Source organism: Pseudomonas sp. AO-1 (assembly GCF_019775695.1).
GTDB lineage: Bacteria > Pseudomonadota > Gammaproteobacteria > Pseudomonadales > Pseudomonadaceae > Aquipseudomonas > Aquipseudomonas parakoreensis.
Window position 1 is genome coordinate 2,690,278 of the sequence record NZ_CP079947.1, and the last position, 13,175, is coordinate 2,703,452.

Consider the following 13,175-nt stretch of genomic DNA (forward strand, 5'->3'; position numbering starts at 1 on the left):
TGTGCAAGGAGGTCAGGTCTTGCGCGCTTCCTCTTCCAGTTGATCCGATTCGAACAGTCGCGCCAGTTCCGCGCGGGCTTCCTGAGCGGTCTGCAGGACTTTGGCCGCGTCGTCGTAAACGGCGTGCTGCGCCTCCAGCACTTGCTCGTCGTGGTGCTTGAAGCGCTTGATCCGCGCATCGGCCTGAGCCTGGGTCAAGCCCAGCCCGACCAGAGTGCGGCGGCTCATTTCCAGACTGGAGTAATAGGTCTCACGAATCGGCTCGGCGCCGACATCCACCAAGCGGTGCACGTGCTGACGGTTACGTGCGCGGGCGATGATCTTCATGTGCGGATACAGCTTGCGCACGATCTCGGCGGTCTTGATGTTGGTCTCCGGATCGTCCGTGGCAATCACGAAGTATTCCGCCTCACCAACCTTTGCCGCATTGAGGATTTCCGGGCGCATCGGGTCGCCATAGAACACCGGTACGCCGCCAAAACTGCGCGACAGTTCGATGGTTTCCACTGAGGTGTCCAGAGCCACGAACTTGATGTTCTGCGCCCGCAGAATCCGCGCCACGATCTGGCCCATCCGGCCCATGCCGGCGATCACCACGCGTGGTGCTTCGGTATCGATTTCGCGGAATTTCTCCGGTACTTCCACCGGCTGCACTTTCGGGCTGACCAGCCGCGCACAGATCAACAGCAGCAACGGCGTCAACGCCATCGACAGGGTGATAGTGAGCACCAGCAGGTCATACAGGCGCGGTTCGAACAGGCCCTGATCGCGCCCGATCTTGAACACCACAAAGGCAAATTCACCGCCGGCGGCGAGCACGATGCCCAAGCGAATCGCACTGACCTTGGTCAGCCCACCAGCCAGGCGCCCGACCACAAACAGCAGCGGCAACTTCAAGCCGATCAGCAACAGCGTCAGGCCCAGCACGGTGATCGGCGCACTCAGCAGCAGACTCAGGTTGGCGCCCATGCCGACGCTGATGAAAAACAGCCCGAGCAGCAAGCCCTTGAACGGCTCGATCTGCGCTTCCAGTTCATGCCGATATTCGGAGTCCGCCAGCAGCAGACCGGCGAGGAAAGCCCCGAGGGCCATCGACACGCCGACCAGATCCATCAGCCACGCCGTACCGATCACCACCAGCAATGCGGTGGCGGTAGACACTTCCGGCAGACCGGTTTTTGCCACCACGCGGAACACCGGACGCAACAGATAACGCCCACCGACCACCACCACGGCGATCCCGCCGAGTACTTGCAAACCGTGATTCAGGCTTTCCGCGTTGCTGGTGGCATGCGCGCTACCGGCGAGCATCGGCACCAGCGCGATCAACGGGATCGCGGCGATGTCCTGAAACAGCAGAATCGCAAACGCCAGCCGCCCATGCGGGCTGGTGAGTTCCTTGCGCTCGGCCAGGCTCTGCAGGCCGAATGCGGTGGACGACAGCGCCAGGCCAAGGCCGAGCACAATTGCACTGTTCAGCGGCTGACCGAACACATACAACGCCAGCACGCCGATCACCGCTGCGGTCAGCAGCACCTGCGCCAGACCCACGCCGAACACCGACTTGCGCATCACCCACAAGCGCCGCGGCGACAGTTCCAGGCCGATGATGAACAACAGCAGCACCACGCCCAGTTCGGAAATATGCGCGACGCTTTGCGGATTACCGATCAGACCGAGTACCGACGGGCCAATGATCACCCCCGCCAACAGATAACCGAGCACTGCGCCCAGTTGCAGACGTTTGGCCAAGGGCACGGTGAGCACTGCGGCGAACAGAAACACGACAGCGGCTTGTAACAGGTTGCCTTCATGGGGCATGGGTTGACTCCTGACAGCGGTACGGCGGGGGGTGACAAGGATAAAGGCTGAAACGATTCAAGATCCACCGAAGATCCCGTGCAGGAGCTGCCGAAGGCTGCGATCTTTTGATCTTGTTTTTGAAGATCAAAAGATCGCAGCCTTCGGCAGCTCCTACAGTGAGCCAGTGTAAATCTGTAATAATTTGCATCAAATGGTTACATTGATAGCCTTCGCGAATCAGTCTTTCCGAGTCCGCCATGGCCATCAACTTCGATCTCAACGACCTGCAGGCTTTTCGCGCGGTGGTCGAGCAGGGCAGCTTCCGCAAGGCCGCCGACACCGTGCGCCTGTCACAACCGGCCTTGAGCCGACGCATCGAAAAGCTCGAGGACGCCCTCGGCGTAAAACTGTTCGAACGCACCACTCGCAAAGTCAGCCTGACTCAGGCCGGGCGCGGCTTCATGCCCAGCGTCGAGCGTTTGCTGGATGATCTGGACGTGGCGTTGCTGGGCATCAGCGAAGTCGCTTCGACGCGAATGGGTCACGTCACCGTGGCCTGCGTGCCTTCGGCGGCCTACTACTTCATGCCGCGTGTGGTCGCCCGTTATCACCGGCAATTCCCCCGCATCAAGGTCAAAGTCCTCGATTCCAGCGCCCACGACGTGCTCAGTGCGGTGGTCAATGGCGAGGCAGATTTCGGTCTGAGCTTCATCGGCACCCAGGATGCCAAAGTCGATTTTGAACCGCTTGTGCAGGAGTGCTACGTTGTCGCCTGTCGCCGTGATCATCCGTTGGCCGGGCGCAGCAGCGTGAGCTGGGACGAGTTCTATCAGCAGGATTACATCTCGCTGGACAAGACGTCCGGCAACCGGTTTCTGCTCGATCAGGCCTTGAGTCGTGTGGTGCCGCAACGCCAGAGCATCTGCGAGACGCGGCATGTGACGACGATGATTGGTCTGGTGGAAGCGGGGCTTGGCGTAGCGGCGGTGCCGCTGATGGCGATGCCCGGGCCGGATCATCCGATCCTGACCCGGGTGCCGCTGACCGATCCGCAAGTGATGCGCAGTGTCGGCATCATCAAGCGCCGGGGTCGCACGTTGACCCCGGCAGCACTGGAGCTGGAACGGCTGGTGGTGGAAATGAAAGTCCAGCCGCCGACGATCAGCGCTTGACCGAATCCAGTCCGGTGGCCTGCACGTCAGCCTGAGCGGCAGGCGCGGCGAGGTAGTCGAGCAGGGCCTTGGCCTCTTTTGGATGCTGCGCACCGACCGGGATGCCGGCGGCAAAACGCGTCACCGACTGCACCGATTCCGGAATCTTGCCGACAAAACTCACCCCCGGCACCGGCAGCAATTCGCTTACCTGCTGGAAGCCCAGTTGATAATCGCCGGTGGCAACCACCGAACCGACCGGGACTTTCGGGATCATTTTCGCCTTAGGTTTCAGCTGATCTTCTACGCCGAGTTTGTTGAACAACTCCTTCTCGATGTACACGCCGCTGGCACTGTCGGAGTAGGCCACCGATGTTGCGTCGAGCAGGGTTTTCTTCAGGCTTTCGACGCTGCTGATGTCCGGCTTCGGCGCGCCCTCACGCACTACCAGACCGATCCGCGAATCCGCCAGTTCGACCCGCGAGGCCGGGTCGACCTTGCCTTGTTTGATCAGATCATCAAGGGCATAGCCGACCATGATCACCACGTCGGCGTGTTCGCCACGGGCGAGGCGGTTGGGGATCGCTTCCGGCGCCTTGCCCATCGACGGGCCGAGCTGGGTGTCGAGGGTGTTGCCGGTGGCCGCCGCGAATTTCGGGCCGAGGATTTTGTAGGCCGCGGTGAAGCCGCCCGACGTCATCACGTTCAGCTGTTCAGCATGGGCCAGGGCGCTGAACGCGAAGAGGGCGATGGCGCTGAGATTGATCAGTTTTTTCAAGGTGATTGCTCCTTATGCGGCAACCGATTGCAAACGGCCGCCTGCGCGGCGATAGAGGTACAGCGTGGCGCCCAACGCGCACAGTGCGCCGACGCTCATCCAGTAACCCGGCGCCGCTTTGTCGCCGGTGTACTGGATCAGGAAAGTCGACATCGCCGGGGTGAAACCGCCAAAAATCGCGGTCGCCAGGCTGTAGGCGAGGGAGAAACCGGCTACTCGCACTTCCACCGGCATGATCTCGGTCAGCGCCGGAATCATTGCGCCGTTGTACATGCCGTAGATGAACGACAGCCACAACAGCGACAGCAACATGTGACTGAAGCTCGGCGCCTGCACCAGGTACGACAGCGCCGGGTAGGTGCTGGCCAGCGCCAGCAGCGACATCGCAATCAACACCGGACGCCGGCCGATGCGGTCGGACAACATGCCGCCAATCGGCAGCCAGAAGAAGTTCGACACGCCCACCAGCAAGGTCACCAGCAACGCATCGGAAGTGCTCAGGTGCAGCACGGTTTTGCCGAAGGTCGGCGCGTACACGGTGATCAGATAGAACGCCGTGGTGGTCAGCGCGACCATCAGCATGCCGCCGAGCACCACGCCCCAGTTCTGGCCGAGGGTGCGGAACACTTCCTTCATGCTCGGGCGGTGTTTGCGTGCGGCGAATTCTTCGGTTTCCGCCAGGTTACGGCGCAGCAGGAAGATGAACGGCACGATCAGGCAGCCGACGAAAAACGGAATCCGCCAGCCCCAATCGGCCACCACGCTCGGCGCCATCCACGCGTTCAGCGCATAGCCCAATGCTGCCGCGACGATGATCGCGACCTGCTGACTGGCTGACTGCCAAGCGGTGAAAAAGCCTTTGCGGCCCGGTGTGGCGATTTCCGACAAGTACACCGAAACACCGCCCAATTCCGCACCGGCGGAGAAGCCCTGCAACAGCCGTCCGATCAGCACCAGCGCTGGCGCAAACAGACCAATGGTCTCGTATCCGGGCACCAGCACAATCAGGATCGTGCCGCTGGCCATGATCGACAGGGTGACGATCAACCCTTTGCGCCGACCGACGTCATCGATGTACGCACCCAGCACGATGGCGCCCAGCGGACGCATCAGAAAGCCTGCGCCGAACACTGCGAACGTCATCATCAGGGAAGCGAACTCACTGCTCGCCGGGAAGAACACCGCCGCGATCTGCGTGGCGTAGAAGCCGAACAGAAAGAAGTCGAACTGTTCGAGGAAGTTGCCCGAGGTCACCCGGAAAATGGCGCCGGCCCGCGAGCCGCCGTGTGGGATTGAGGCTGTCATAGAAAAATCTCCACCGCTTTTATGACGTGCGCGACGTGGAAGCGGCGCACGGTTGTTATTGCGGTGGATGGTCGCGCAGCTGTAACAGGATGTTAATTGCATTGTTGGCATGGATTGATGTGCAAAGTGGATCAATCCTGAAAGCACCGTCTAACCTGTGGGAGCGAGCCTGCTCGCGAAAGCGGTGTGTCAGGTAACGAAGAGGCTGAATGTGCCGACGCCATCGCTGGCAAGCCAGCTCCCACCGTTTTTGCGGTGTACCCGCTGTTCCTGCAACACCAAGAAAATCTGTGGGGGCTGGCTTGCCAGCGATAGCGGCCTCACAGACAACTACAATCCCCGTCCAGTCCCCGCAATAAACAAGGAATGATTCCAGTCCTCCGCAGTCGGAGTTCAGGTATCACACATCTGAAGGAGGTTCACCGATGAACAGCAAAACCCTAATCGCCAGCCTGGCCCTCGTCGCCGGCATTGCCGGGATCAGCCCACTTGTTCAAGCGGCGCAAACCTCAAGCGAACCCACCGTCCAGTCACCGACCAGCGACCGTGAATTGAAGGTCAACGACCGCGCTCCAGACATATATCAGCGCAGCGACAAGGCATTGAAAAACTGGAAACAGAAAGGCTTGAAAGCACCGGTTGACCAGGCGCAGTGGGTGCAGATCAACGACAAGTACGTGATGGTCATGATCACCAACGGCACCATTGTCGAAATGCAGCCTGTCGAGCGTTAAGCACTTCGGCAACAATTGGCCATGGACGGTCGATTGCATTCGGGCACCATTCGAGTAAAACCCGAAAGGCGTTTCGAGTGACTGGATGTCAGGAGCAATCGTTGGAAAAGAAACCGCTTTATCGCAAGGTAAATACCACTGCCCACAACGTCTGGCGCAACAATCAGGGCAGCCACTATCGGTATAAGCGCAATACCAAAGCCGAGAGGCGCAGCGAGGCAACGCGGGGTTCGATGCACGGGATCAAGCATCACGGCTACGATTACACCCCACTATTTCGCTTTCTGCTTTCTCGTGTCGGAGGCAACTGGGATGAAATTTTCAGTGAGGCGGTGGCGCGCCTGGATCGTCCGGAGCCAGTGTTCTGGATAGTGTCCATCCATGACGACGATCGCGAGGAGATCGTGCGACTGGGTGAGTCGAGTTACTTCAATGGCCTGTACGTCGATGAGCAAAAGCGTCTGCAAATCGTCAACCCGGGTTTGAAGGCCGAGGAGATGAAACCCCATTGCCATTGTTGTACCCATACTTTCAATGGTGTCGTATTTGGCTTGCCTCCTGACTGAGCAACTCCACTCGACCCTGATTTAATACCTGCCCACCCCCCAACCGATACTGATTGTTCCCACTGCGCTTGGCCTCATACATCGCCAGGTCGGCAATGTGCAGCAGTCGGTCCATGGTCGGCGCATGGTCGGGAAATACCGCGACGCCAAGGCTGGTGCCGATGTGGCGCTGGTCGTTGCCGATGCTGATCGGCGGGGACAGTTCGATGAAAATTTTCTGACAGATGCTGCGGGCTTCGTCCTGCAGGTTGAGGCTCGGGGCCAGGCCTTGCAGGATCACCACGAATTCGTCGCCGCCAATCCGTGCGACGGTGTCGGTGGCGCGCAGGATGCGTTTCAGACGCGTCGCAGTGGTGATCAGCACGCGGTCGCCGGCGGCGTGACCGTAATGGTCGTTGATCGCCTTGAAACCATTGAGATCGATAAACACCAGTGCCACGCGGGTCAGGCTGCGGCGCGCCTGTTCCAGTGCTTCGGATAAACGCTCTTCAAGCACCAGGCGATTGGGCAGACCGGTCAACGGGTCGAAGTGGGCGAGGTGCTGGAGGTAGCTCGCCGAGGCTTTTTCCTCAGTGATGTCGCGCACCACACCCATCATCTTGATCACCGCATCGTGGTCGTTGCGCACCACATTGCCGGTTTCCCGTAGCCAGCGAATCGTTCCGTCGGGCCAGACCACGCGGTATTCCTCGTCGTGGTTTTCACCGGTCTCCAGACAGCGCAATTCACCGTCGCGCACTCTGACGCGGTCGTCCGGGTGCACGCAGGCGCAGAACAGCGCATAAGACGGGGTGATCTCGCCGATCTTGAACCCGAACATGCCGTAGATCGCGTCCGACCAATACAGCCGGTCGGTGTCGACTTCCCAATCCCAAGTGCCGATGCGGGCAAAGTACTGGCTGCGTTTGAAACGCTCGGCGTCACCGTCCTGGTGGATGTTCTGGCGTTCGGTGGCGCGGGTCAGCAGCTCGCGGTATTCGTCCAGTTGCTTGCGCAAACCGCGCTCGCGCCAGATCAGGACAGCGATCAATCCAAGCATGACAACGCCAAGGGCAAGGCTGATCCAGAGGTCAGTCATTCGGGAACTGCCAGCATGAACAATCGATCCGTGAAGTAATGGCGGTTGGCTATCTTAATGGGTTGTCAGTCACTTCGGATACAGCGCCAATCTTCGTTAATGAGTTGCGAACAGCCGCCATTTCTGGGAAAACGGCGGCCAGCTGAACAATAGAGTGAATGGCATGAATGATGAACTGCAGGTTATCGATCTCCAGGTGGGCGAGGGCAAGGCCGCCGTCAAAGGCGCACTGATCACCACCCACTACACTGGCTGGCTGGAAGACGGCAGCGAATTCGACTCTTCCCACAGCCGAGGCAAACCTTTCCAGTGCGTGATTGGCACGGGCCGGGTGATCAAGGGCTGGGATCAGGGGCTGATGGGCATGCAAGTGGGCGGCAAGCGCAAACTGCTGGTGCCGGCGCATCTGGCGTACGGCGAACGAACGATGGGCAAGATTCCGCCGAATTCGAATCTGGTGTTTGAGATTGAGTTGCTGGAGGTTTTGACGCGGGAGGATTGAGGGTAGCGAGTGTCGAAACTGTCCGGATGAGGGGGGACCCTCATCCCAATCTCTGTAATTTGAGCACTCGTCCGGCGGGTCAGGTGAATGTGTCGATATCGTCAAGCGTGTCCTCAATGATGCCCTTCAGAGCAGGGAACCTCCTCTGAACGGTTTCGAGCGCGGGCAGGACGGTTTCGGTATTCATTTCGCCATGGCGGCGAGCGATGTGGCCGAGAGCGGTAATCGCAGATGCCACAATCGCTTCAGTTTTGTTGGTGAGATATTTCAGGCAGGTGTCTTGAGCCCAGGCTCTGTCGGTTTCGTTCAGACCGATAGACACCAGAGCGGAAACGACACTTTCGTCCAAGTCGCTGGCGAGGCGTCTTATGGCTTCATCATGGCTGAGTGATGGGTCTTGATAAATGAGGCTCATTTTTTTGCTCCGAGGATATTGCCTTTGTTGTCTACTTTTTTGGCTTTGATCAGTGCATTTTTCATATCTTGATGAAGTTTATCCCATGCCCGTACGTGGCCGTGGTAGATATCTCCGCCCGTGCGGTCAAAGACAACTAGCTCATTTGTATCCGGATCGACACCAATTCGGCGGGGCGATGTGGGCTTTACCTGAACAGAGTTTTCCAATGCTTCCTGACCATTGGTAGGCCCCTTACTTTTCACGGGTGTATCTTTTTTTCCGTGGTAACTCGTCGCGTCGAATTCAAGCGCCAGGACAATATAAAGCGGTTTGATCCCTGAGTTGGCCGGGAACACCAGAATGAAGTCCTGATATTGCGGCGGATAAATCGGGTTGACGATGATTTTGTCCGCCTGGTCTGTCGGCGGATAAATCCATATCTGTGGCGCTTGCGGCGCGCTTTCCAGTGGCGGGATTCCCGTGGTACTGGAAGGGTCAACAACGGGAGTCCAGATCAGTGCTGCCCCATTACCGAAGTCCGCAACTTGTTGCGTTCCTTGCTCGACGAACTTTACGACAGGAATCATCTCCCAATCACTGCGCGTCTGGGTGTTATATCCGTACCCTTTCAGAGTGCCGTCAGGCTGTTGTTCTACGTGCAGTCGGACACGAGTTCGGCCTTTGTCGAGTGATTTGAGTTGTTCTTCTGTGTACAGAGAACTGTCGCCCAAACTCGATGGCCAAAGCAGTGCGACTATTCCGAGTAATGCTCCAGCACCTAAACCTCCCGTCGCCAAGGCTGCACCGTTCACTGCGCTACCACTTGTGCCTGCTACGGCAGTCAGACCTAGAGCAAGCGTTCCTGCTGAGTTGGGCAAGTGCCTGCCGTAGATTTTTTTCAGTGGTATGTTTCCGACGGCGTCTCGTTCGCGGCCGCCTAGCAGGGAAAACTCTCCAAAGTCGGCCAGCCTCTCTACCGGTATAAACCCGGCGGGGCTAGTGTGATTGATAACACCATCAGGAAGTTTGCAGCTTTTGGTAAACACACAGCCTTTAACAGCGCGCTGATACTTTAGCGGTTGTTTGATCAATCGATCTTCATACGCCTGCTGCCTGGCCAGCATATCGTCATAAGCAGATTGTCTTGCCTCCCTCTCCGCCAGTTCGCTGGTTGTCATGTAGCGGCTGGTAATGTGGTGACCGTCACCAGCCGGTGGGTTTTGAACACGGGGTATATCTTTTTTACGCACCATCAGCGTCCTTGTTACATCGTTTTTGAAAGCGATGCGGACGCTATATGAAGGTGCTTTTTATAGCTGTAGGAAGGGTCTGAAATCCAAGTGATTGTTACAAATGTAAAAAATCAAGTTTGTGGTATCGCAGCTTAATTAACCCATCCAACCGTTAAGTAAATCGTCGAGGCTTGACTGAGTAAGTGTGCGCTCAGTTAGGCAAGCAGACGCTTGAAAAAGCGCTTGGATTCGGGTGAGTAACTCTTCATGGATCAGCCTTTTTTCCCGGGTTTGACCTTCGGATATTCGATAGTAGAGAGGGCACCTGCGCGAGCAGGCTAGCTCCCGCAGTGGGAGTGAAGTCACTTTCTGTTTCCCGTTCATCCCTTGAATGCTCACCGAACTTGCGATTGCCCAAGCCATCGGCGATTATGCGCGCCATATAGGGGTAGGGGGTATGGGTATGTCGCACATTCACGAACACAAAGACGAGTTGCTCAACCGTGTGCGGCGGATTGCCGGGCAGGTGCAGGCGGTGGAGAAAGCGCTGGAAGGCGATGCCGATTGCGCCAAGACCTTGCACCTGGTGGCGGCGATTCGCGGGGCGGTCAACGGGTTGATGGAGCAGTTCATCGAGGCCCACACCCGTGAGCACGTGGCGCATCCCGACCTCACCGACGAACAGCGCGCTCAGGGCGCCGAAGATCTGTTGCAAGCCATCCGCCGTTATTCCAAATAGAGCATCCGCATCATGAGCCTGACCCCAAGCGCTGAGCGTTTCAGCCACGATCACCAGTTTCTCGGCGCATCTCACGACGAAAATGCCCGCCGCACTTTGTGGGTGGTGGCGCTGACGTTCGTGATGATGATCGGCGAGATCGCCGCCGGCTACATCACCGGCTCCATGGCCCTGCTGGCCGATGGTTTCCACATGGCGACCCATGCCGGCGCGTTGGGTATCGCCGCGGCAGCCTATGGTTTTGCCCGGCGCAATGCCAACAACCGCCGCTACAGTTTCGGCACCGGCAAAGTCGGCGATCTGGCCGGATTTGCTTCGGCAATGGTGCTGGGGCTGGTGTCGCTGGGCATTGCCGGCGAGTCGATTTTCCGTTTGTTCGAACCGACCACCGTGGCGTTTGGCGAAGCCACTGTTATTGCGGTTGTCGGCTTGGGCGTAAACGTCCTCAGCGCCTTCCTGTTGATGGGCCATCACGGCCATGAGCATGACCACGGTCATGATCATCATCACCATCACGACAACAATCTGCGCTCGGCCTACGTCCATGTGCTGGCCGATGCCCTGACCTCGGTGCTGGCGATTGCCGCGTTGCTGGCCGGGCGCTATCTCGGTTGGGTATGGCTGGACCCGGCGATGGGGATTGTCGGTTCGATTGTCATCGCGAAATGGGCGTACAACCTGATGCGCGACAGCGCCGCGGTGCTGCTCGACACCACCGACGAACCGGTGGCAGCGGAGATCCGCGAGTTGCTGGAAACCTCCGACGATGTGCGCATCAGCGATCTGCATGTCTGGCAGGTCGGTCCGCAGGCGCGGGCAGCAATTGTCAGCGTGGTCGCGGCGGCGGGCGTGACAGCGGAGGCGATCCGCGAGCGGCTGGCGCCGGTGCATGAGCTGTCGCATCTGACCATCGAGTTGCGCAGCGCTTAAAGCTGCATTGCGCCGAACAGTGGAATCCGCCCATTGAGCGATGGGCGGTAATGCCACGTCAGTTGTTGCAGATTCATACCCTGATCAAGGATTTTTCTGACAGTCGCAGCGGCAATGCTCAGCGCCAGTGTCTGCCCCGGACACTGATGCCGGCCGCTGCTAAAGCTGAAACTGCGCCGGTCAGGACGATCCAGCAGAAACCGCTCGGGCTCTGCATTTAACAAGGGATCGCGGTTGGCCGAGGCCAGCAGCACCAGAATCACCTCGCCAGCCTCGAGCCGTACGCCATCGATTTCGCAAGCCCGTGCGACAAAGCGCCGAGTGTTCTGCACCGGCGGATCAAAGCGCTGAACCTCGGCCAACAGTGCGTCCACAGAGGCGTCACGCAACTCGGGCTGTCGTTGCAGCGCTATCAGTGCATTGCCGATCAGCCCGGCTGTCGCCTCAAATGTCTGCGAGCAGAGACCGATCAGGTTGGCGATCAGGGTTTCTTTGTCCCCTGCGAATCGCTGCTCGATAGCCTGGAGCAAATCGCTGTTGGCTTCAGCCAGCAACTCGATGAAATAACCGCGCAATTGCTCAGCCGCCGCATGCGCCGCCGCCAGTTGCAGGTCATTGCTCAACGGCGACAGGCAGGCGACGAAATCCGCCGTCAGCTCACTGATCGCCCGGCTTTGCGCCGGGGTGAAGCCGAGCAGCGTCGCGACCACGCACACCGGGCCGCGAAACATCGCCTTATATAAGCCGTCGGCGTCCGGTGTAATCAGACGCGCGGCCACCAGTGCGCGTACTTGCTCGTCATCTATCAACTGCAGTGACGGCTCGATTGCCGCATGCGGACAGCGCTGACGTTCGCCGTCGTTCATCCGCATCAACTGCCCGAACACCTGGCCGGCCAGCCCCGAGGCAATCGCCTTGGGCACCGGTTCCTGCAGCGGTCGCACCCGACAATCGGCATGCGTCAGCACCGCACGCACCGCTCGGGCGCTGCTGGCGACCCACAGTTTCAATCCATGATCAAAGGTCAGTCCGCCCTCGGCGCGCAGTTTGGCGTAGTAAGGGTAGGGATCGGCATGCGTCGCAGCGATGATCGGGTCCATGGTTCATAACCTTGTCGTCGGGAAAGTGATGCGAGTATCTTCAGTTCGCAGCGGCGACGATTCGTCGGGGAGCGAAATATGCACGCAGAACATCAAGACATCGGCGTTTCGCAGGTGGCAGCCGCCATCGCCGAACCGGCACGCACCAAAATCCTCTGCTCGCTGATGGACGGTCACGCCCGCACCAGCACTGAGTTGGCCGCCGTTGCCGAGGTCAGCGCGTCCACTGCCAGCGCGCACCTGGCCAAACTCAAGGATCTGTCGCTGGTGCGCTTGCACGTACAGGGCCGCCATCGTTATTACAGCCTCGCCGATCAACGGGTGGCGCAGGCGCTGGAAGCGTTGATGGTGATCGGCCAGAACGCCGTGCCGAGCTTCAAGCCGCACACTCCAGATCGTCTGCAATTCGCTCGCACCTGCTATGACCATATGGCTGGCACGCTGGCGGTGTTGCTGCATGACCGTTTGCTCGCGGCGGGATGGCTGGTGGAAACCGACGAGCGGGCTTATCGCTTGAGCGAGAGTGGCGAGGCGTTGTTCGTGGGCTTGGGTATGGAGGTGCAGGACTTGAGTACCTTGCGCCGCAAGTTCGCTTGCCCGTGCCTGGACTGGAGCATGCGTCGGCCGCATCTGGGCGGTTCGTTGGGTGCGGCGGTGTTGCAGATGGCGTTGAAACGCAAGTGGGTGACGCAGGATCTGGACAGTCGGGCGTTGGCACTGACCGTGGCGGGGCGCAAGGCAATGGGTACGCGGTTTGGTCTTGAGTTGCCGTTAGACGCGAAGGTTAAAAGATCGCAGCCTGCGGCAGCTCCTACAGTAATCGCGTACACCCGATAATTCTCGGCCCTGCCCAGTCCCTG

Annotated in this window: 14 protein-coding genes; 7 read left to right on the forward strand and 7 right to left on the reverse strand. The window is 59.1% G+C overall.

The features are described from left to right. Positions 1 to 12: 12 nt before the first annotated feature. On the reverse strand, positions 13 to 1,821 hold the full coding sequence (locus tag KVQ82_RS12545; protein ID WP_222019032.1) for a monovalent cation:proton antiporter-2 (CPA2) family protein: 1,809 nt from the start codon (positions 1,819 to 1,821) through the stop codon (positions 13 to 15). 239 nt (positions 1,822 to 2,060) lie between these two features. Between KVQ82_RS12545 and KVQ82_RS12550 the strand changes: the two genes are divergently transcribed. Continuing rightward, positions 2,061 to 2,975 (forward strand): LysR family transcriptional regulator, encoded by a 915-nt coding sequence (locus tag KVQ82_RS12550; RefSeq protein WP_041073367.1) that lies wholly within the window; start codon positions 2,061 to 2,063, stop codon positions 2,973 to 2,975. Here KVQ82_RS12550 and KVQ82_RS12555 read toward each other — a convergent pair. Continuing rightward, positions 2,965 to 3,732: a substrate-binding domain-containing protein gene (locus KVQ82_RS12555; protein WP_222019033.1), complete on the reverse strand. Its 768-nt coding sequence runs from the start codon at positions 3,730 to 3,732 to the stop codon at positions 2,965 to 2,967. The two genes, KVQ82_RS12550 and KVQ82_RS12555, sit on opposite strands and share 11 nt — an antisense overlap. 12 nt (positions 3,733 to 3,744) lie before the next feature. Beyond that, positions 3,745 to 5,037 (reverse strand): MFS transporter, encoded by a 1,293-nt coding sequence (locus KVQ82_RS12560; RefSeq protein ID WP_222019034.1) that lies wholly within the window; start codon positions 5,035 to 5,037, stop codon positions 3,745 to 3,747. A 425-nt stretch (positions 5,038 to 5,462) separates the two neighbouring features. Between KVQ82_RS12560 and KVQ82_RS12565 the strand changes: the two genes are divergently transcribed. After that, positions 5,463 to 5,771 (forward strand): RcnB family protein, encoded by a 309-nt coding sequence (locus KVQ82_RS12565; RefSeq protein ID WP_027613230.1) that lies wholly within the window; start codon positions 5,463 to 5,465, stop codon positions 5,769 to 5,771. A 101-nt stretch (positions 5,772 to 5,872) separates the two neighbouring features. Then, positions 5,873 to 6,337 (forward strand): hypothetical protein, encoded by a 465-nt coding sequence (locus KVQ82_RS12570; protein ID WP_222019035.1) that lies wholly within the window; start codon positions 5,873 to 5,875, stop codon positions 6,335 to 6,337. On the opposite strand, the gene KVQ82_RS12575 is transcribed toward KVQ82_RS12570, so the two are convergent. Then, the gene (locus KVQ82_RS12575) at positions 6,303 to 7,415 is read right to left on the reverse strand and encodes a sensor domain-containing diguanylate cyclase (RefSeq protein ID WP_222019036.1); all 1,113 of its coding nucleotides are present in this window, start codon (positions 7,413 to 7,415) and stop codon (positions 6,303 to 6,305) included. The two genes, KVQ82_RS12570 and KVQ82_RS12575, sit on opposite strands and share 35 nt — an antisense overlap. Before the next feature lie 163 nt (positions 7,416 to 7,578). Between KVQ82_RS12575 and KVQ82_RS12580 the strand changes: the two genes are divergently transcribed. Further along, a complete protein-coding gene (locus KVQ82_RS12580; RefSeq protein WP_222019037.1) occupies positions 7,579 to 7,917 on the forward strand; it encodes an FKBP-type peptidyl-prolyl cis-trans isomerase in 339 nt (112 codons plus the stop codon). 79 nt (positions 7,918 to 7,996) lie between these two features. Here the strand turns inward: KVQ82_RS12580 and KVQ82_RS12585 are convergent, their stop codons facing one another. Both KVQ82_RS12585 and KVQ82_RS12590 read right to left on the reverse strand, forming a co-directional pair. After that, a complete protein-coding gene (locus tag KVQ82_RS12585) occupies positions 7,997 to 8,332 on the reverse strand; it encodes a hypothetical protein (protein ID WP_145595431.1) in 336 nt (111 codons plus the stop codon). Continuing rightward, positions 8,329 to 9,567, reverse strand: a complete 1,239-nt coding sequence (locus KVQ82_RS12590; RefSeq protein WP_222019038.1) for an S-type pyocin domain-containing protein — start codon at positions 9,565 to 9,567, stop codon at positions 8,329 to 8,331. Before KVQ82_RS12590 ends, KVQ82_RS12585 begins: the two co-directional genes overlap by 4 nt. Positions 9,568 to 10,009: 442 nt before the next feature. Here KVQ82_RS12590 and KVQ82_RS12595 point away from each other — a divergent pair, with 442 nt between their 5' ends. Both KVQ82_RS12595 and dmeF read left to right on the forward strand, forming a co-directional pair. Beyond that, positions 10,010 to 10,285: a metal/formaldehyde-sensitive transcriptional repressor gene (locus tag KVQ82_RS12595; protein WP_003223990.1), complete on the forward strand. Its 276-nt coding sequence runs from the start codon at positions 10,010 to 10,012 to the stop codon at positions 10,283 to 10,285. A 12-nt stretch (positions 10,286 to 10,297) separates the two neighbouring features. Further along, entirely contained in the window at positions 10,298 to 11,215 is a 918-nt protein-coding gene (gene dmeF, locus KVQ82_RS12600) for a CDF family Co(II)/Ni(II) efflux transporter DmeF (RefSeq protein ID WP_222019039.1), read from the forward strand. Here the strand turns inward: dmeF and KVQ82_RS12605 are convergent. Continuing rightward, positions 11,212 to 12,315 (reverse strand): cytochrome P450, encoded by a 1,104-nt coding sequence (locus tag KVQ82_RS12605; RefSeq protein WP_222019040.1) that lies wholly within the window; start codon positions 12,313 to 12,315, stop codon positions 11,212 to 11,214. The genes dmeF and KVQ82_RS12605 overlap by 4 nt on opposite strands. A gap of 78 nt (positions 12,316 to 12,393) precedes the next feature. On the opposite strand from KVQ82_RS12605, the gene KVQ82_RS12610 reads away from it, so the two are divergent. Beyond that, entirely contained in the window at positions 12,394 to 13,152 is a 759-nt protein-coding gene (locus KVQ82_RS12610) for a helix-turn-helix transcriptional regulator (RefSeq protein WP_222019041.1), read from the forward strand. Positions 13,153 to 13,175: the final 23 nt, after the last annotated feature.

What these genes read in the sequence shown, in the direction of transcription:
- KVQ82_RS12545 (WP_222019032.1), bottom strand. Translation starts at nt 1,821, where the DNA reads ATGCCCCATGAAGGCAACCTGTTACAAGCCGCTGTCGTGTTTCTGTTC.
- KVQ82_RS12550 (WP_041073367.1), top strand. Translation starts at nt 2,061, where the DNA reads ATGGCCATCAACTTCGATCTCAACGACCTGCAGGCTTTTCGCGCGGTG.
- KVQ82_RS12560 (WP_222019034.1), bottom strand. Translation starts at nt 5,037, where the DNA reads ATGACAGCCTCAATCCCACACGGCGGCTCGCGGGCCGGCGCCATTTTC.
- KVQ82_RS12565 (WP_027613230.1), top strand. Translation starts at nt 5,463, where the DNA reads ATGAACAGCAAAACCCTAATCGCCAGCCTGGCCCTCGTCGCCGGCATT.
- KVQ82_RS12575 (WP_222019036.1), bottom strand. Translation starts at nt 7,415, where the DNA reads ATGACTGACCTCTGGATCAGCCTTGCCCTTGGCGTTGTCATGCTTGGA.
- KVQ82_RS12580 (WP_222019037.1), top strand. Translation starts at nt 7,579, where the DNA reads ATGAATGATGAACTGCAGGTTATCGATCTCCAGGTGGGCGAGGGCAAG.
- KVQ82_RS12585 (WP_145595431.1), bottom strand. Translation starts at nt 8,332, where the DNA reads ATGAGCCTCATTTATCAAGACCCATCACTCAGCCATGATGAAGCCATA.
- KVQ82_RS12590 (WP_222019038.1), bottom strand. Translation starts at nt 9,567, where the DNA reads ATGGTGCGTAAAAAAGATATACCCCGTGTTCAAAACCCACCGGCTGGT.
- KVQ82_RS12595 (WP_003223990.1), top strand. Translation starts at nt 10,010, where the DNA reads ATGTCGCACATTCACGAACACAAAGACGAGTTGCTCAACCGTGTGCGG.
- dmeF (WP_222019039.1), top strand. Translation starts at nt 10,298, where the DNA reads ATGAGCCTGACCCCAAGCGCTGAGCGTTTCAGCCACGATCACCAGTTT.
- KVQ82_RS12605 (WP_222019040.1), bottom strand. Translation starts at nt 12,315, where the DNA reads ATGGACCCGATCATCGCTGCGACGCATGCCGATCCCTACCCTTACTAC.
- KVQ82_RS12610 (WP_222019041.1), top strand. Translation starts at nt 12,394, where the DNA reads ATGCACGCAGAACATCAAGACATCGGCGTTTCGCAGGTGGCAGCCGCC.